This is a genomic window from Blattabacterium sp. (Blattella germanica) str. Bge (assembly GCF_000022605.2).
In the GTDB taxonomy this organism is placed as follows: Bacteria; Bacteroidota; Bacteroidia; order Flavobacteriales; family Blattabacteriaceae; genus Blattabacterium.
On sequence record NC_013454.1, the window covers coordinates 68,710 to 86,256 of the forward strand.

The following is a 17,547-nucleotide window of genomic DNA, read 5'->3' on the forward strand; positions in this document are numbered from 1 at the left end:
AAATGTCAAAATCATTATTTGATAAAGTTTGGGAATCTCATATAGTTAAAAAACTAGAAGATGGAATATATGTTATTTATATTGATAGACATTATATACATGAAGTAACGAGTCCACAAGCTTTTTTAGAATTAGAAAAAAGAAATTTGTCTATTTTTAGACCTAAACAAATTGTAGCTACAGCGGATCATAACGTACCTACAATAAATCAACATTTACCTGTTTTAGATCCTTTATCTAGAAAACAAATAAATTTGTTAACAGATAATTGCCTTAAATTTGGAATTAAGTTATACCAATTGGGTGATGAAAACAATGGAATTGTTCATGTGATTGGACCTGAATTAGGTCATACTTTACCTGGTATGACAATCGTTTGTGGAGATAGCCACACTTCTACTCATGGAGCTTTTGGCTGTATAGCTTTTGGAATTGGTACAAGTCAAGTTTCAATGGTTATGGCTAGTCAATGTTTACTGTTATCCAAACCCAAACAAATGAAAATTCAACTAAATGGAAATTTAAAGAGAGGAGTTACACCAAAAGATGTCATTTTATATATTATTTCAAAATTGGGAGTAGATGCAGGAATAGGACATTTTATAGAATATACAGGAGATATCATTCAAAAAATGAGTATGGAAGGTAGAATGACTATTTGTAATATGAGTATTGAGATGGGAGCAAAGGGTGGATTAATAGCTCCAGATCAAATTACTTTTGATTACATTAAAAAATGTAAAGGGTTTAAAGAATCGAAAGAACAAATAGAATATTGGAAATCTTTAATGACAGATGAAAATACAACATTTGATAAGGAATATATTTTCAATGCTGAAGAAATTGAGCCAATGATAACTTATGGAACAAATCCTGGGATGGCAATAAAAATTTCTGAATCGATTCCAAAATCGAATATAGATTGGAAATCTTTAAATTATATGGGATTTTACCCAGGAGAATCTTTAATAGGAAAAAAAATTCATTATATTTTTATAGGAAGTTGCACGAATTCTAGAATAGAAGATTTGAGATTAGTAGCTTCTATAGTAAAAGGAAAAAAGAAAGCGAGTCATGTTCGTGTTATGATAGTTCCTGGATCAAATCAGGTAGTCAAACAAGCTAAAGAAGAAGGGTTAGATAAAATTTTCCAAAATTGTGGATTTGAATTTCGTCAACCTGGATGTTCTGCTTGTTTGGGAATGAATGAAGATAAAATTCCTTCAGGAAAATATTGTGTTTCTACATCTAACAGAAATTTTGAGGGGAGACAAGGCCCAGGATCGAGAACGTTATTAGCAAGTCCTTTAACAGCTGCTATTATAGCTATTGAAGGAAGAATTGTAGATATTAATCAATACATTCATTCATGAAAAAATTTACGATGTTAATTAGCCAAGCTATTCCATTGCCTATAGAGGATATAGACACGGATCAGATTATTCCAGCTCGTTTTTTAAAAGAAATTAAACGTGAGGAATGTGGAAAAAATCTTTTTATAGATTGGCGTTATAAAAAAGATGGATCTTTAAATAAAGATTTTGTATTCAATAATTCTAATTTCTTTGGAAAAATTCTTTTATCAGGAAGAAATTTTGGTTGTGGTTCTAGTCGTGAACATGCGGCCTGGTCTCTTTACGATTATGGATTTAGAGTTATAATATCTAGTTTTTTTGCTGATATTTTTAGAGAAAATGCACTGAACAATGGATTATTAACTGTAGAAGTATCTAAATGTTTTTTAAATAAATTATTTGATATCATTAATAAAAATCCCAGAACTCAAATAAAAGTTGATTTAATCAATCAAAAGGTTACAATAATGGAAACAGGAGAATTTTATCAATTTTACATACATCCATATAAAAAGAATTGTTTTTTAAATGGTTATGATGATATAGATTTTTTAGTATCTATAAAAAAAGATGTAGAATATTTTGAAAAAAATAGAAAAAGTGTTCCATTTTAATTTTAATTAATATGAAAAAAAATATTTCTGTAATAGAAGGAGATGGAATAGGCCCTGAAGTCATGAAAGAAACAATAAAAATTTTGAATTCTATAGCTAAAAAATATGGTCATAATTTTAATTATCAAAAAACTATGGCTGGATCTTTAGCCATAGAAAAATTTGGAAACCCAATGCCAGAAGAAACTATAGATAGTTGTTTAAAATCAGATGCTGTTTTATTTGGATGTATAGGAGATGCAAAATATGATAAGAATCCAAGAGGGATGAGACCTGAAGATGGACTCTTAAAATTAAGAAAAAGAATGAATTTATATTGTAATATTCGTCCTATAGTGGTTCATTCAAAAGTAAATAAATCCCCTATAAAAGAGGAATTATTAGATGGAGTTGATTTTATAATATATCGTGAATTGACTGGAGGTATTTATTTTGGAGAAAAAGGTCGTTCTCAAAATGGAGAAGTTGCTTATGATCATTGTATTTATTCCAAAGAAGAAATTGAAAGAATCGGAGAAATGGCTTTTAAAGCAGCACTTTCACGAAGAAAAAAAGTCACACTAGTGGATAAAGCAAATGTATTAGAAACTTCTAGATTATGGAGAGAAGTCATTCAAAAGATAGCATTAGATTATCCAGGAGTTCGTCTGGACTTTTTGTATATAGATAATGCGGCTATGCAAATTATTATGAATCCTAAAAAATTTGATATTATTTTAACAGATAATCTATTTGGAGATATTCTTTCAGATGAATCTAGTGTAATTGCAAGTTCTTTGGGGTTATTGCCTTCTGCTTCTATAGGAAATAATAAATCTATGTTCGAACCTATACATGGATCTTATCCTCAAGCAAAGGGAAAAAATATAGCAAACCCTTTGGGATGTATTCTTTCAGGGTCGATGATGTTAGAATATTTTGGAATGCATAAAGAAAAAAATCTTTTAGAAGAAGCTGTAAAAAAGTCTATTGAAGCGAGAATTTGTACACAAGATCTTATAGATACAGAGTTTTCTTCAACTACTGAAGAAGTGGGAGATTATATAGAAAAGTATATTAGAAATCAATAAATTTTTTCTATAATTGGTATTTTTGGATCTAAAATTTCTGAAATTCTTTTAATAAGAAATGGTAAAAATTTTTTTCTGTAATCTTCATATGTAATATTTCTTTTTTTTTATGAAAAAAATTGATAGGAATTTGTAATATTTCTCCATTTTTTTCGGGTGATACAATTCCTATGGTAGGAGATATTTTTTCTTCTCCAAAAAAAATAGAAGATTTAAACCACAAATAAACATAAATAAGTAATTGCATAGTATTTCCATAATTGGGATCTTGAAAAATATTTTCAATATTTATTAAAGAAACATTCATTTCTTTTTTTTTGTAAGATCCTATTTTGTAATCCAGAATACGAGGAATTCCATCATATTCATCTATGCGATCAATGATTCCATGCAAATTCACTTGTTTTGATCCAATATTTAATATTGTAGAAACTTTGCATTCTATTTTTTTCACAAAAATTTTGTGTCCATTTTGAATACATTTTTCATCCCATGAAATCAAATTATCTATATAAGTCTTTACTATAAAATAAAATAACATATATTTTCCTTCAATGATTTTTTCTTTTCCTAAAAGAACTTTTTTTACAATAGATTCAGAGATTCTTTTCATTTCATGAATTCTATTTATCGTTATAAAACTTTCTTTTATGGGAGAATATAAAATTTTTAATATTTGATGAATGACTCGTCCTACTTCTTTTTTAAAAGAAGTTTCTTTTGTTTCATCTAAACTGAGTATTTTTTTATAATAAAATAAAAGAGGATTATAATTGTATAAATGAATAGAAGAAGGAGAGAATCCTTGACTCATCAATTCATGCAAACGATGAATGATTGATTTTGTTTTTTCAATTACAATAGGGAATCTTATAAAATTGATAGGAATAAATGGATTATTTATTTTTTTTGTTGGTATTTTAGAATTTATTTCCATTTGATAAATGAAACGACTTTTTTCTCCAGAATTAATTTCATCTGGTTGATTTTTATAGATCAAATATCTTTCTGAAGAAAATTGTAAAATTCTCATAAAATGAGAAAAATAAATATCATTATTAAAATCTTTAATTTTCAATCTTTTACGAATATCAAAAGGAATCAAAGAATATTCATGATTTTTTGGGGGAAGAACTCCTTCATTAAAAGAGGTAATGATTGCTACATCGAAGTTTTTAAGAAAAAGATCCTTAAAACCTGTTATATATAATCCACTTCTATTTTTACGTATATATCGTATACTTTCTGTATTGACAAATTTTTCATAGATATTAAATACCTCATTGATTCCTCCATAAAATAAGTCTTTTTTTTTTCTAACTATTATTCTTAGTTTTTGTATATAAACTTCTAGTTTAAAGATAAATCTTAATTCTAAAAAATGTTTGTTCATATTTTTTAAAAGCTGTTCTTTTATTTTTCTAATAAAACCAATAAGACTTAGAAGAATAATTTTTGTGTTATGAGTTGGAATTTGAAAAAGAATCCATAATTCATTTTTGAATAAATATTTTTTTATGATGTCTTCTGAAATCAAATCTAAATTATTTTCAATTTTTAATTTTTTCAAAAAAGAATTTTTTTTTAGAAAAAACTTCTGAATATATCCATTAGATAATACTCTAATGACATCTTTTTTAGTAAATTTTTTAAATTTATCTTTTTTTAATAATAACTGAAATATAGAATAAAAAGTATAATAAATCGGAATATTTTTTAAGGAATAATCTATGTTGATAGATATTTTAATTCCTAATTTTTTTATAGAATGTAATAGTGGAATTAACAAGGAGTTATCTCCTGGAATTAGGAGTATATTGCAGGGTTTTTTCCCTTTCTTAACCAATTTACATACTATATTTTCTACAATTTTAACTTGTTCTATTTCTTTGGAAACTTCAAAGACTTGTGTTTTGTCTATTTTATTTCGATTTCTAATTTCGGATCCAAAAATATTTTTTGGGATTTTTTTTTCATATAAATTATAAACAAACCCATGATTATGTTGAATAACTTTTTGAACAAAAATTTTTTCACATTGATTCAATATAAGATCTATAAACAAAAGAATTTTTGTATTGAAATTTTTAGATAAAAAAAAATCTAAACGAGAAAGAGCTATTTTAAAAAGCATTCCTTGATAAGTGATTCCTTTTTTTAAAAGTTTAGATTGTAAAATATAATAGGATTCATGAATTTTTCCCAAAAAAAAATTTTTTTTTTCTAAAATATTAAAATTCCATTTTTTCATTTTTTCTGTAGAAATCATAGAAGAGAAAAAACGTTCCACATCAATCATATTGATGTCTATATTTTGAAAATCATTCAATATTTTAGGCCCCCAATTAAAAAAACTATTGAAATTTTCATCTAAAAAATCATCTTTTTTTAAAAGAGAAAAAAAATGAAGAAGAATGAAATGATTATCTAAAATTTGTAATCCAGAAATTTTTTCGAAAAATTTTACTATTGTAAAAAATCTAGTTTCTGAACTAAATTTTGATTTATAATTATTTTTTATATATTCTATGACAGAGGGTTCTTTTGATATCAATATGTATTTTTGATTCAAATTTGTTTTTTGTGATAATAAAAAATGTTGAATAATTTGATCAATTTTTGTTTTCACAAGAAAAAAATTTTTTAATATTTATTTCATCTTTTTCAATTTGTTTTTTCAATTCTTGAAGTGTGTTAAACTTTTTTTCTTCGCGAATCATATGAATTATTGAAATCTCTATTTTTTTTCCATAAATATTTTCAAAAAAATTAAAAATATGCACTTCTACATTAATTTTTTGATTTTGTTGATCAATAGTAGGATTGAATCCTATATTTAACATTCCTTGATAAATATTATCTAAATAATTAATTTTAACAGCATAAACTCCATTTTTTGGAATTAATTTTTTTGAATCAATTTGTAAATTGGCAGTTGGAAACTGGATAGTTTTTCCTATTCCTTTTCCTTTGATAACATTTCCGGATAGTGTATAAAGATACCCCAATGCTTGATTTGCCCATTGTATATTTCCCAATAAAAGAGATTTTCGAATGTCAGTAGAACTTACTATTCTTTTGTTCAATTTATAAGCTTCAACTTGATAAAGTTTGAATCCATAAATATGAGATAATTTTTTTAATTCCTCGTAAGAACCATCTCTATTTTTTCCAATATGAGAATCATGTCCAGTAATAATTTGTTTGATTCTAAATTGAGAATGTAAAATTTTGTTCAAAAATTTTTTTGTGCTTAATTTAGAAAAATTTATAGAAAAAGGATGAACGATCAAATGTTCTATTCCTATTTTTTTCAAATTGTATATTCTTTCAGAAATAGTGTTTAAATAGAAGAATTTTTTCCCAGGATTCAATATTTCCTTTGGATGTGGATGAAAAGTAATCAAAACGGGACAATACTTTTTTTCTGCACTCAAAATTAAATTTTGAATAATTTTTTTATGTCCCATATGAACCCCATCAAAAATTCCAATAGTTAATATACATGGAAAAAGAGAAGAAAATTCATCAATAAATGAATAAATTTTCAAAATTTTATCTTTTTTCTCTTACATTTACACAAATATACTGAATTATGATTTTTTAAAAAGGGATTGCATGATGCATAAGAAAAAACTAAAGGGAATAATCACTCAAATTATAGGACCTGTAATTGACGTTTCTTTCAAAGAAGCGGATTCTATTCCCAAAATTTATGATGCGTTGGAAGTCAATTTATCCAAAAAAAACAAAATAATTCTAGAAGTGCAACAACATATTGGAGATAAAAATGTTCGTTGCATTTCTATGGAAGTGACAGATGGATTGCAAAGAGGTCAAGAGGTAGATGTATTGGGAAAACCAATTAGCGTTCCTGTAGGAAAATCTATCAATGGCAGAGTTTTTAATGTTTTGGGAAATTGCATTGATGGATTAGGAGATATAGATAGATCTATTACTAGACCTATTCACAGTGAGCCTCCAGCATTTAAAGATTTATCAACAGAAACAGAAATATTGTATACAGGAATTAAAGTTATAGATTTAATAGAACCTTATCCTAAAGGAGGAAAAATCGGATTGTTTGGTGGAGCGGGAGTAGGAAAAACTGTGTTAATACAAGAGTTAATAAACAATGTTGCAAAAGGACATGGAGGAAGATCTGTTTTTGCAGGAGTAGGAGAAAGATCTAGAGAAGGAAATGATTTATTAAGAGAAATGTTAGAATCTGGAATAATAAAATATGGCGATTCTTTCATGAAATCTATGAGAAAAGGATATTGGGATATTTCTAAAATAGATAAGGAAGCTCTCAAGGAATCCAAAGCCGCTTTTGTCTTTGGTCAAATGAATGAGCCTCCTGGGGCTAGAGCTAGAGTCGCTTTATCTGGATTAACGCTAGCTGAATATTATAGAGATCAATATGTAGAGGGTAAAAAGGGACAAGATGTTTTGTTTTTTATAGATAATATATTTCGATTTACTCAAGCTGGATCAGAAGTTTCAGCCTTGTTAGGAAGGATTCCTTCATCTGTAGGATATCAGCCCACTTTATCATCAGAAATGGGTTCTATGCAGGAAAGAATTACTTCTACTAAAAAAGGATCTATTACTTCAGTCCAAGCTGTTTATGTTCCAGCAGATGATTTAACAGATCCTGCTCCTTCTATTACATTTTCTCATTTGGATGCAACGACAGTTCTTTCCAGAAAAATAGCATCTTTAGGTATTTATCCTGCAGTAGATCCTTTGGATTCTACTTCTAGAATTTTGTCTCCAGATATCATAGATAAAGATCATTACAATTGTGCACAACGCGTTAAAGAAATTTTACAGAAATATAATTCTCTACAAGATATTATAGCTATTCTAGGGATAGAAGAATTAAGTGAAGAAGATAAATTAATAGTTTCTAGAGCTAGACGTGTTCAACGTTTTTTGTCTCAACCATTTCATGTAGCAAAACAATTTACAGGTATTGAAGGAGAATTCGTAAAAATTGAAGATACTATAAAAGGATTTAATATGATAATAAATGGCGAATTGGATCACATTCCGGAAATAGCTTTTAATTTAAAAGGAACCATTGAAAAAGTGATAGAGGCTGGAAAAAAGATGTTATGAAAGTAAAAATTATTGATTGTGATAAAATTCTGTATCAAAGAAATATAATTTCTATTATAGCTCCTGGAGTCCAGGGATATTTTCAAATATTAGAAAACCATGCTCATTTTATATCCATATTAAAAAATGGAATTATAAAACTCTATTCAAAAATAGAAAATATTGAAATAAAAATAAAAGAAGGCATTTTGCAAGTGAAAAATAATTCAATTATTGTTCTCTTATTTTGAAGAACTCAGTTTCATATATTCTTTTCTATTTTTAAATATTTTTATAGCACTAAAAATAGCCTCTTCAAAAGAATTTTCGTTAGCAATTCCTTTTTTAGCTATATCATAGGCAACTCCATGATCTGGAGAAGTTCGTATGTGAGAAAGACCAGCTGTAAAATTCACTCCTTGATTAAAAGTTAATGTTTTAAAAGGAATTAATCCCTGGTCATGATACATAGCTAAAACAGCATCAAAATTACGATAAATCTGATTTCCAAAAAAACCATCTGAAGAATAAGGTCCAAAAATTAACCATCCTTGTTTTTGAAATAAACTATCAATAGCAGGTTTGATTTTTGTTTTTTCTTCATTTCCTATTAATCCATTATCACTCGAATGAGGATTGCATCCTAAAACTGCAATTTTAGGTTTTTCTATAGAAAAATCAATAATAAGAGATTGATGTAGAATTTTTATTGATTTTATTATTTTTTTTATGTTTAATTCCGAAGTTACTTTTTTTAAAGGTAAATGATTAGTTACTAAAGCTATTTTTAAAATATCATGAATCATTATCATTAATGATTCTCCTTCCAAAATATTTTGTAAATATTCAGTATGTCCAAAAAATGAAAAACCTTTAAAATTCATATATTTTTTATTGACTGGAGCGGTCACAAGAACGTCTATTTTTCCTTCTTTTAAAGATTTGGCAGCTTTTTTTAAAGATGAAATAGGATATTTTACTGAATCTGGATGATTAATTTTTATTGATTCGAATTTAATATCTTCTTTCCATATATTGAATACATTAATTTTGTGATCAATAATTTCTTTAAAATTTTTAACTTCTCGAATATGATTTATCTCTATATTTAAAATTTTCTTATAATAAGAACACAATTTGGTAGATCCAAATAATACTGGAGTAAAAAAATCTAGAAGTCTTTTTTTACGACATACTTTTAAAAAAATTTCTATTCCTATTCCGTTAATATCACCTGTGGTAAATCCCACTCTAATTTTTTTTTTTCTATAATTCATTTAATACTTAATTTGAATAAAATTATAAATATATGTTTACTGGTATTGTAGAATGTACAACAAAAGTATATCAATTAAATCGTGATCAAAAAAATCTTTGCATAATTTTTATGAATCCATTTTCAAATGAAATTAAAATCAATCAAAGCATTTGTCATAACGGAATATGTTTTACTATTATAAATTTTAATGAAAAAACTTATTCAGTCATAGCTTCTGAAGAAACTTTTCTACGCACTAATTTAAATTTTTTAAAAATTAAAGATGAAGTCAATTTGGAAAGAGGATTAATGATGTTTGAAAGGTTAAATGGACATATAGTCCAAGGACATGTCGATACAACTGCTCAAATTATTCAAATAGAAAACAGAAACGGAAGTTGGTTATTTTTTTTAGATCTAAAAAAGGAATTAAATCACACAGTTGTTGAAAAAGGATCTATTGCGATCAATGGAATAAGTCTTACTGTTGTAACATGCAATCAATATATATTTAGTGTTTCTATTATTCCTTATACTTATCATAAAACAAATCTTCACCTACTAAAAGTAGGTGATGTTGTGAATGTAGAGTTTGATATATTGGGAAAATATATCAGTAAATCTAATCTAAAATAGGTTCTCCAGATAAAATATTTTTATCCGCATCTTCTCTAAACATATCAAAATGGCTAATGAATTTTTTAGCGAGTATTTTTACTTGATCTTGATACATTTTTTCATTTTTCCATGAATTTTTTGGGTTCAATATATGAGGAGATATTCCTGGACAATATTTTGGGATTTGAAAGTTAAAAATTGGATCCCTTTCGTAAGGAACTTCTGATAACAAACCATCTAAAGCACTTTTAACAATTTTTCGAGTATCATTTAATTGAATGCGATATCCAGATGAATCTCCTCCTGATATTAATCCTGTATTAACCATCCAAACATTGATTTCAGTATTCTCTAATTTTTTCATTAACATTTTTGTGTATTGAACAGGATGCAAAGGCATGAATGGAGCTCCAAAACAAGAAGAAAATGTGGTTTGTGGTTTCTTTATATTTAATTCAGTACCAGCAACTTTCGATGTGTATCCTAATAAAAAATAATAAGAGGATTGTTCTCTATTTAATTTAGCTATGGGCGGTAAAACTCCGAAAGCATCATATGTCAGAAAAAAAATGTTTTTTATATTAGAAGACAACAATTTTTTTTCAATGTTGCTTACGAAATAAATAGGATAGCTCATTCTCATATTTTGAGTAATAGAATCATCTAAAAAATTCACTTCCTTGGTTTCATTTTTAAAAATGACATTTTCTAACATAGCTCCTTTTTTTATAGCATGATAAATCATAGGTTCTTTTTCTTTAGAAATTCCCAATATTTTTGCATAACATCCTCCTTCAAAATTAAAAATGATATTGTCACAAGTCCATCCATGCTCATCATCCCCCACCAAATTTCTATTGGGATCATTAGAAATAGTTGTTTTTCCTGTTCCAGATAAACCAAAAAAAAGAGCTGTGTCTTTTTTATATTTTCCTACATTCGCAGCACAATGCATGGGAAATACATTGTTATATACAGGAAGTATGAAATTTAGGACAGAAAAGATAGATTTTTTGATTTCTCCTGTGTATCCTGATCCTCCTATTAAAACGATTTTTTTAGAAAAATTTAATATAGAAAAATTTTTTTGACGTGTTCCATCACTTGTGGAATTGGCTTGAAATCCAGGAGCACAAAACAATAACCAATCCGGTAAAGTGGGAACAATTTTTGTAAATCTTAAAAAAAGATTATGAATAAATAAATCGGACCATGGATACTCACTAATAGAACGAACATTTAACTGATAACGTTTATCGGAACAAAGATATCCATCTCTAATGTATAATGTTTTTCCAGATAAATATCGAACGACTTTTTGATATAAATGATCAAATTTTTCTGGATCAAAAGATTGATTGAATTTCTCATCCCACCATACTTTTTTTTCCGTGACGTAGTCTTTGACAATAAATCTATCTTCAGGAGACCTTCCAGTGAAAGTTCCAGTGTTGATTGCTAAAACTCCTGATTTAGTTTCTATCCCCATTTTTTTTTTAAGAATTATATTTTGTAACTCATAAGGAGTTAACTGATAATTGTCGTAAGAATTAAATATTCCGTAATTTTCTAGAGAAAAAGGCATCATCATATATTCTTGCTATAATATTTCTGCATACAGCAAATTTATATATGATTTACAAAAGTTTACTAATTTTGTATAAGAAAAAAAAATTATGATCCTATGTCTGATATTGCATCCAGAGTCAATGCTCTTATTGTAGATAAATTAAGTGTAGATGAAAGTGAAATTGTTTCTACTGCTAGTTTCACTAATGATTTAGGAGCAGATTCCTTAGATATAGTAGAACTTATTATGGAATTTGAAAAAGAATTTAATATTAGTATTTCTGATGAAAGAGCAGAAAAAATAACAACAGTAGGCGAAGCCATACAGGCTATAGAAGATCTTTTAATTGAGAAAAAAAATATTGATAAAAAATCTGATTAGCATTTTTATGTATGGAGAAATTAAAGAAAGTAGTAGTAACTGGTATTGGTTCTATTACTCCGATAGGAAACAATGTTGAAGAATATTGGATTTCTCTTATAAATGGAAAAAATGGATGCGCTCCTATTACTTATTTCAATACTAAAAAACACAAGACTAAATTTGCTTGTGAATTAAAAAATTATGATCCAAATCTTTTTTTCAGTAAGAAAGAAAGACGAAAAATAGACCCCTGTGCACAATATGGAATTCTTGCTTCTGAAGAAGCCATAAAAAATAGTGGAATTAATTTTTTAAAAGAAAAAAGAGAAAGAGTTGGAGTGATTTGGGCTTCAGGAATTGGAGGTCTTCTTAATTTAGAAGAATCTATTGCTGATTATGTTAATGGGGGAAGATATCCTAGATTTAGTCCTTTTTTTATTCCTAAAATGCTAATAGATATCACGGCTGGATTCATTTCTATGAGTTATGATCTTCATGGGCCAAATTACGCAACAGTATCTGCTTGTGCTTCTTCTTCCAATGCTATTGTAGATGCTTATCATTTAATATGTTTAGGAAAAGCAGATATTATGATTACAGGTGGATCTGAAGCGGCTATTACCCAAAGTGGAGTCGGTGGGTTTAATGCTCTACATGCCTTATCTACTAGAAATGAAGATTATAAAACGGCTTCACGTCCTTTTGATGAAAAAAGAGATGGTTTTGTGTTAGGGGAGGGCGCTGGATGTCTTATCCTTGAAGAATATAAACATGCTAAAAAAAGAGGAGCGAATATATATGCGGAAATTGGAGGAGTGGGAATGTCTGGAGATGCTTATCATATTACGGCTCCTCATCCAGAAGGGAAAGGAATCGTTTTAGCTATGAAGACAGCTATTCAAGATGCTGGTGTTAGATGTGAAGATGTTGATCATATTAATTCTCATGGGACTTCCACTAAGTTGGGAGATCTAGCAGAAGTCAAAGCCATTCAAGAAGTTTTTAAAAAAAATATATATAATATAGATATTAATTCTACAAAATCTATGACAGGACATTTATTAGGGGCTGCAGGAGCAATAGAAGCAATAGCTTCTATACTTCCTTTAACAAAAGGAATAATTCCTCCAACTATAAATTTATTTCAAATAGATAGAAGTATAGATCCAAAAATTAATTTTACTCCAAATAAAGCTATAAAAAAAGAAGTAAAAATTAGTATATGTAATACTTTTGGTTTTGGAGGACACAATGTTTGTATTTTATTCAAAAAAATAAATGTTCTCTAATACTACTTTCGAAAATATTGAAAAAAATGAAGATTCTATTCTAGTCAGGAAATTAATAAAAATATTAGGATTTTGTCCAAAAAATACAAAATTTTTAAAAGAAGTATTCATTTATAGTTTTTCTACAAAAAGAAAAAATTTGAATCCGAATTATTCTGTCAATTTCCAAAGACTAGAATTTTTAGGAGATGCAGTGTTAAATTCTATTATATCACATTTTTTATGTGAAAAACTTCCTGAAAAAAAAGAAGGAGAGTTAACTCAAATACGATCTAAAATAGTATGTAGAAGAAATTTGAATGAAATTTCTAGAAAATTAACTATTGCAGATATTTTTCTTGAAAAATCTGTTACATCTGATAATATATTGGGGAATACACTTGAAGCTTTAATAGGATTTATTTATTTGGAAATAGGATATCAAGGTTGTAAAAATTTTGTACATCAAAAGATATTGCACTCTCATGTAAATATTACAAAACTACAAAATGAAATTTTCAGTTATAAAGTATGGATGATAGAATGGTCTCAAAAAAATAAATTTTTAATAAATTTTAAAACTTTCAGAGAAAAAGAAGATAAAGATAAAAACCTAATTATTTATTTATCTGAGTTAACCATATTAGGATTTGAAATTCAAACAAAAGGAAGAGGTTCTTCAAAAAAAAAATCGGAAGAAATGGCTGCAAAAGAAGCTTATTTTCTTATTCAAAAGAAATGTAAAAAAATACTTAAACATTAACATATCATAATAGTATGATTTATGCTTCATATTAATAATAAAGAAAGAAAATTTCCTCATGTTAAAAAAGGAAAAGGTCATCCTTTAATTTTGCTTCATGGGTTAATGGGGGGGTTGAGCAATTTCAAAGCCCTTTTGGATTTTTTTCCTAAAAAAGGTTATAAAGTAATTATTCCTTCATTACCTCTTTATAATATGCCATTATTTCTTACCAACATTTCTAATTTATCTAAATATATTATACAATTTTTGATAGAAATAGGAATTAAAAAAGCTACTTTAGTAGGAAATTCCCTGGGAGGACATATTGCTTTAATTATAGCAAAAAAAAGAATAGATTTAGTTCATTCTGTCGTTCTTACGGGTAGTTCTGGATTATTTGAAAAAGCTTTTGGAGATGCTTTTCCTAAAAGAGAAAATTATGAATATATTAGAAAGAAATCACAAGAAGTATTTTATGATCCTAAAATAGCTACGAAAGAACTGGTTGATGAAGTATTTCATATTGTAAATGATAAAAAAAAGGGAATTAAAACTTTATATATTGCTAAAAGTGCTATGAAATATAATATGTCTAAAGATTTATCTGTGATTCAACAACCTATTTGTTTGATTTGGGGAAAACAAGATCACGTGACTCCTCCAGAAGTTGCCGAAGAATTTCATAGATTACTTCCTGATTCTGAATTGTATTGGATAGATAAATGTGGACATGTTCCTATGATGGAACATCCTAAAAAATTTATAAATATATTAGAAAAATGGCTCTCTAAATTTGATTTTAATCATGAAAATTTTTTCTGTAAAATTTAAAGGAAGTTCTAAAACAATCAATGTGTTCATTCACAATTTTCCTGAATACGCTTTTGTAGGACGTTCGAATGTTGGAAAATCTAGTTTAATAAATTGGATTACTGGAAGAAAAAAAATAGCTAAAGTATCTTCTTATCCTGGAAGAACTCAATATATAAACCATTTTTTAATCAATAATCAATGGTATTTAATAGATTTACCTGGATACGGATTTTTTGCAGAAAAGAAAATAAAAGAAAAAGCACAAAAATTAATTTCAGATTATATTTTTCATAGAAAAAATCTTGTTGGTTTATTTTTATTGATAGATTCTAGATTTCTTATACAACAGATCGATTTAGATTTCATACAAAAATTAAATAATAAAAAAATGGATTTCTGCATTGTTTTTACAAAAACAGATAAATTAAATTACAAATTGATTGAAAAAAATATTTCTTTTTGTATAGAAAAAATTGAAAACAACGGTTTCACTATGCCCGTCTGGTTTAAAGTTTCCGCAAAAAAAAAAGATGGAAGAAACAATATCATTCAATACATTAAAAAACTAAATGATTTTTATAAATCTTGTAAACAAAAACTAATAATTCCTAATTCATAAGATTTTAATCCAAATCCAAAAATTGTTCCTTGACACACAGGAGAAAGAAATGATTTTTTTCGGAAAGATTCTCTTGAATGAACATTAGAAATATGAATTTCTATGACCGGAGCTGGTATAGATTTTATTGCATCAGCAATTCCTATAGAAGTATGGGTGTAAGCTCCTGCATTTAATAAAATTCCATCTACTTGGAATCCTGAAGAATGTAAAAAATCTATAATTTTACCTTCACTATTATTTTGATAGTAAAAAATTTCTAGATTAGAAAAAAGTTCTTTTTTTCTTAATTCATTAAGATAATCTAAAAAATTTTTAGTTCCGTATAATTCTGGCTCTCGTTTTCCTAAAAGATTTAAATTAGGACCATTAATAATGGTTATTTTTTTCATATTATTTTTTGATTAGAATATTTTCTACTTCTTTTTGGTTTAAAAAACACCAGTTTCCTATCTGAATATTTTTCTTGGATAATCCGCCAAAATTCACTCTATCCAATTGAATAACTTGATAATTTAACTTTTTAAAAATTCGTTTAATAATTCTATTCCATCCTATATATAATCCTATTTTAATTTGATATTTTGAATGACCTTTATTTACAAAAATAACTTTTACTTTTCCTTCTTTTAAATATATTTTTCCTTTTCTGATTTGATCTAGATCTTCATTTTTAATTTCTTTATCTAATAATACATGATATATTTTTTGAACATGAGATTTTGGGTGAGTTAATTTTTCAGCTATGGATCCATCGTTTGTGAGAAGTAATACTCCTGTAGTTGAACGATCTAATCTCCCTACAGGAAAAATTCTGTATTTAGAAAGATTTGGAATTAAATTCATTACTGTTTTTCTGTTAAATGGATCTTTTGTCGTAGTGATAAATCCTTTAGGTTTATTAAGCAATAAATAAATTTTATTTTGAATTTTAATTTTTTCGCCATAAAATGTTACTAGATCATTCGTATGAATGACGGTACCTAACCTGCGAACAGGTTTTCCATTGACTTCTATAGCTCCAGATTGAATGAATTGATCGGCTTTTCTTCTGGAAGAAATTCCTGCATTAGATAAGTAATGATTCAGTCTAATTTTATTATTATGCATAATATTAAGAATTAAAAACGAAAGAGTACTTCCATCGTATATTTTTCCAATTTTTTTCTGGATAGATCATAATTAGGTGTGAATCCTAAAATAAATCCTCCTCCTCCAGAACCACATAATTTTAAATAATGTATATTATTGAATATGCCTTCTTCCCATATTTTCCAAAAGTTTTTTGGAATCATGGGACGAAAATGATGAAGTACCCATGTTGAAAGTTGTTTAACATTTGTTAATAAAATTTTAAAATCTTCTTTTAAAAAAGCTTCAATACATTTTTCATTATATTTTATAAACTCTTCTTTCAAAATTTTTTTGAATTTATCGTGTTTTAATTTTCTAAAAAAAAATTTGATCATAGAAGAAGTTTTACTAGGAATCCCAGAATTTAATAAAAAAATAGCTCCCTCTCCTTTTTTTTTCTTTGGGAGTCCTATTGTGGAAATATCTGTTTCTGATCGAATTAATAACGGTAAATTTAGATAACAAATCAAAGGATCTATTCCAGAGCTTTTTCCATGAAAAAAAGATTCCATTTGACTGAATATTTTTTTCAAAATTATTATATTTTTGTTTTTCAAACACTTATTAAATTTATTCTTTGCATATTTATCATAAATAGCGGCAACTAATGCTCCAGAACTTCCTATTCCATATCCCTGCGGTATATTTGAATGAAAAGATAATCCTCTTTGGATATCTTTCTCTAGTTTTTTAAGGTCTAGTTGTGTTAAAATTTGTTTTTTTTCTAAAATGGATAAAAAATTATAATATTTTTTAATTTCATGGTTAGAACATAAAATATCTTTATTGAATTCAGAATGGAATTTTAAAGTTCCTTTATAAAAATCATGAGGAATAGAAAGTCCACTAGAATTTTCTAGAATTCCATATTCACCAAATAACAATACTTTTGCAGGAAATAAAGATTCTTTCATATTCTTTTTTTCCTTTTTTTATTATGAAGAGACAAATTTAATAAAAACTGAATTAATTTTTTTTAAAAATTTATTTGATTAATTTCGTAATTTTCCTTTAGTT

Annotated in this window: 18 protein-coding genes; 11 read left to right on the top strand and 7 right to left on the bottom strand. The window is 26.8% G+C overall.

Annotated features, from left to right (window positions below; all coding sequences use genetic code 11):
- The first annotated feature begins 2 nt into the window (after nucleotides 1–2).
- From leuC to leuB, 3 genes are read left to right on the top strand one after another with little or no spacing between them, the layout of a single operon-like run.
- Nucleotides 3–1,373, top strand: coding sequence for a 3-isopropylmalate dehydratase large subunit (leuC, locus tag BLBBGE_RS00335; RefSeq protein WP_012840616.1), 1,371 nt, complete (start codon nucleotides 3–5; stop codon nucleotides 1,371–1,373).
- Nucleotides 1,370–1,969, top strand: a complete 600-nt coding sequence (gene leuD / locus BLBBGE_RS00340) for a 3-isopropylmalate dehydratase small subunit (protein WP_041936670.1) — start codon at nucleotides 1,370–1,372, stop codon at nucleotides 1,967–1,969. Before leuC ends, leuD begins: the two co-directional genes overlap by 4 nt.
- Nucleotides 1,970–1,980: 11 nt before the next feature.
- Nucleotides 1,981–3,039: a 3-isopropylmalate dehydrogenase gene (gene leuB / locus BLBBGE_RS00345; RefSeq protein WP_012840618.1), complete on the top strand. Its 1,059-nt coding sequence runs from the start codon at nucleotides 1,981–1,983 to the stop codon at nucleotides 3,037–3,039.
- Nucleotides 3,040–3,067: 28 nt separating this feature from the next.
- On the opposite strand, the gene BLBBGE_RS00350 is transcribed toward leuB, so the two are convergent.
- Both BLBBGE_RS00350 and BLBBGE_RS00355 read right to left on the bottom strand, forming a co-directional pair.
- A complete protein-coding gene (locus BLBBGE_RS00350) occupies nucleotides 3,068–5,668 on the bottom strand; it encodes a PD-(D/E)XK nuclease family protein (protein WP_012840619.1) in 2,601 nt (866 codons plus the stop codon).
- The gene (locus BLBBGE_RS00355) at nucleotides 5,652–6,590 is read right to left on the bottom strand and encodes a bifunctional riboflavin kinase/FAD synthetase (protein ID WP_012840620.1); all 939 of its coding nucleotides are present in this window, start codon (nucleotides 6,588–6,590) and stop codon (nucleotides 5,652–5,654) included. The genes BLBBGE_RS00350 and BLBBGE_RS00355 overlap by 17 nt, the downstream gene beginning before the upstream one ends.
- Before the next feature lie 70 nt (nucleotides 6,591–6,660).
- Between BLBBGE_RS00355 and atpD the strand changes: the two genes are divergently transcribed.
- Together atpD and BLBBGE_RS00365 are read left to right on the top strand one after the other, a co-directional pair.
- Complete coding sequence (gene atpD / locus BLBBGE_RS00360) at nucleotides 6,661–8,163, top strand: F0F1 ATP synthase subunit beta (RefSeq protein ID WP_041936671.1); 1,503 nt, start codon at nucleotides 6,661–6,663, stop codon at nucleotides 8,161–8,163.
- Nucleotides 8,160–8,393: a F0F1 ATP synthase subunit epsilon gene (locus tag BLBBGE_RS00365; RefSeq protein WP_012840622.1), complete on the top strand. Its 234-nt coding sequence runs from the start codon at nucleotides 8,160–8,162 to the stop codon at nucleotides 8,391–8,393. The genes atpD and BLBBGE_RS00365 overlap by 4 nt, the downstream gene beginning before the upstream one ends.
- Here BLBBGE_RS00365 and pdxA read toward each other — a convergent pair.
- Nucleotides 8,385–9,419, bottom strand: a complete 1,035-nt coding sequence (pdxA, locus tag BLBBGE_RS00370; RefSeq protein WP_012840623.1) for a 4-hydroxythreonine-4-phosphate dehydrogenase PdxA — start codon at nucleotides 9,417–9,419, stop codon at nucleotides 8,385–8,387. The genes BLBBGE_RS00365 and pdxA overlap by 9 nt on opposite strands.
- 32 nt (nucleotides 9,420–9,451) lie before the next feature.
- On the opposite strand from pdxA, the gene BLBBGE_RS00375 reads away from it, so the two are divergent.
- The gene (locus BLBBGE_RS00375) at nucleotides 9,452–10,036 is read left to right on the top strand and encodes a riboflavin synthase (protein ID WP_012840624.1); all 585 of its coding nucleotides are present in this window, start codon (nucleotides 9,452–9,454) and stop codon (nucleotides 10,034–10,036) included.
- Here the strand turns inward: BLBBGE_RS00375 and BLBBGE_RS00380 are convergent.
- Nucleotides 10,023–11,606 (bottom strand): phosphoenolpyruvate carboxykinase (ATP), encoded by a 1,584-nt coding sequence (locus tag BLBBGE_RS00380; RefSeq protein ID WP_041936732.1) that lies wholly within the window; start codon nucleotides 11,604–11,606, stop codon nucleotides 10,023–10,025. The genes BLBBGE_RS00375 and BLBBGE_RS00380 overlap by 14 nt on opposite strands.
- Nucleotides 11,607–11,702: 96 nt before the next feature.
- Between BLBBGE_RS00380 and BLBBGE_RS00385 the strand changes: the two genes are divergently transcribed.
- From BLBBGE_RS00385 to yihA, 5 genes are read left to right on the top strand one after another with little or no spacing between them, the layout of a single operon-like run.
- On the top strand, nucleotides 11,703–11,969 hold the full coding sequence (locus tag BLBBGE_RS00385) for an acyl carrier protein (RefSeq protein ID WP_012840626.1): 267 nt from the start codon (nucleotides 11,703–11,705) through the stop codon (nucleotides 11,967–11,969).
- Between the two features lie 11 nt (nucleotides 11,970–11,980).
- Nucleotides 11,981–13,240 carry a beta-ketoacyl-ACP synthase II gene (gene fabF, locus BLBBGE_RS00390; protein WP_012840627.1) on the top strand — a complete coding sequence of 420 codons (1,260 nt, stop codon included), beginning with the start codon at nucleotides 11,981–11,983 and terminating at the stop codon, nucleotides 13,238–13,240.
- Complete coding sequence (locus BLBBGE_RS00395) at nucleotides 13,230–13,982, top strand: ribonuclease III domain-containing protein (RefSeq protein WP_012840628.1); 753 nt, start codon at nucleotides 13,230–13,232, stop codon at nucleotides 13,980–13,982. The genes fabF and BLBBGE_RS00395 overlap by 11 nt, the downstream gene beginning before the upstream one ends.
- A gap of 21 nt (nucleotides 13,983–14,003) precedes the next feature.
- Nucleotides 14,004–14,795: an alpha/beta hydrolase gene (locus tag BLBBGE_RS00400; protein WP_012840629.1), complete on the top strand. Its 792-nt coding sequence runs from the start codon at nucleotides 14,004–14,006 to the stop codon at nucleotides 14,793–14,795.
- Nucleotides 14,770–15,396: a ribosome biogenesis GTP-binding protein YihA/YsxC gene (gene yihA, locus BLBBGE_RS00405; protein ID WP_012840630.1), complete on the top strand. Its 627-nt coding sequence runs from the start codon at nucleotides 14,770–14,772 to the stop codon at nucleotides 15,394–15,396. The genes BLBBGE_RS00400 and yihA overlap by 26 nt, the downstream gene beginning before the upstream one ends.
- On the opposite strand, the gene aroQ is transcribed toward yihA, so the two are convergent.
- Genes aroQ through BLBBGE_RS00420 form a run of 3 tightly spaced genes read right to left on the bottom strand, consistent with a single transcriptional unit; the run spans nucleotide 15,354 to nucleotide 17,444 of the window.
- Nucleotides 15,354–15,788, bottom strand: coding sequence for a type II 3-dehydroquinate dehydratase (aroQ, locus tag BLBBGE_RS00410; protein ID WP_012840631.1), 435 nt, complete (start codon nucleotides 15,786–15,788; stop codon nucleotides 15,354–15,356). The genes yihA and aroQ overlap by 43 nt on opposite strands.
- Before the next feature lies 1 nt (nucleotide 15,789).
- Nucleotides 15,790–16,506, bottom strand: a complete 717-nt coding sequence (locus tag BLBBGE_RS00415) for a pseudouridine synthase (RefSeq protein ID WP_012840632.1) — start codon at nucleotides 16,504–16,506, stop codon at nucleotides 15,790–15,792.
- 11 nt (nucleotides 16,507–16,517) lie between these two features.
- Entirely contained in the window at nucleotides 16,518–17,444 is a 927-nt protein-coding gene (locus BLBBGE_RS00420) for a mevalonate kinase (protein ID WP_012840633.1), read from the bottom strand.
- Between the last annotated feature and the right edge of the window lie 103 nt (nucleotides 17,445–17,547).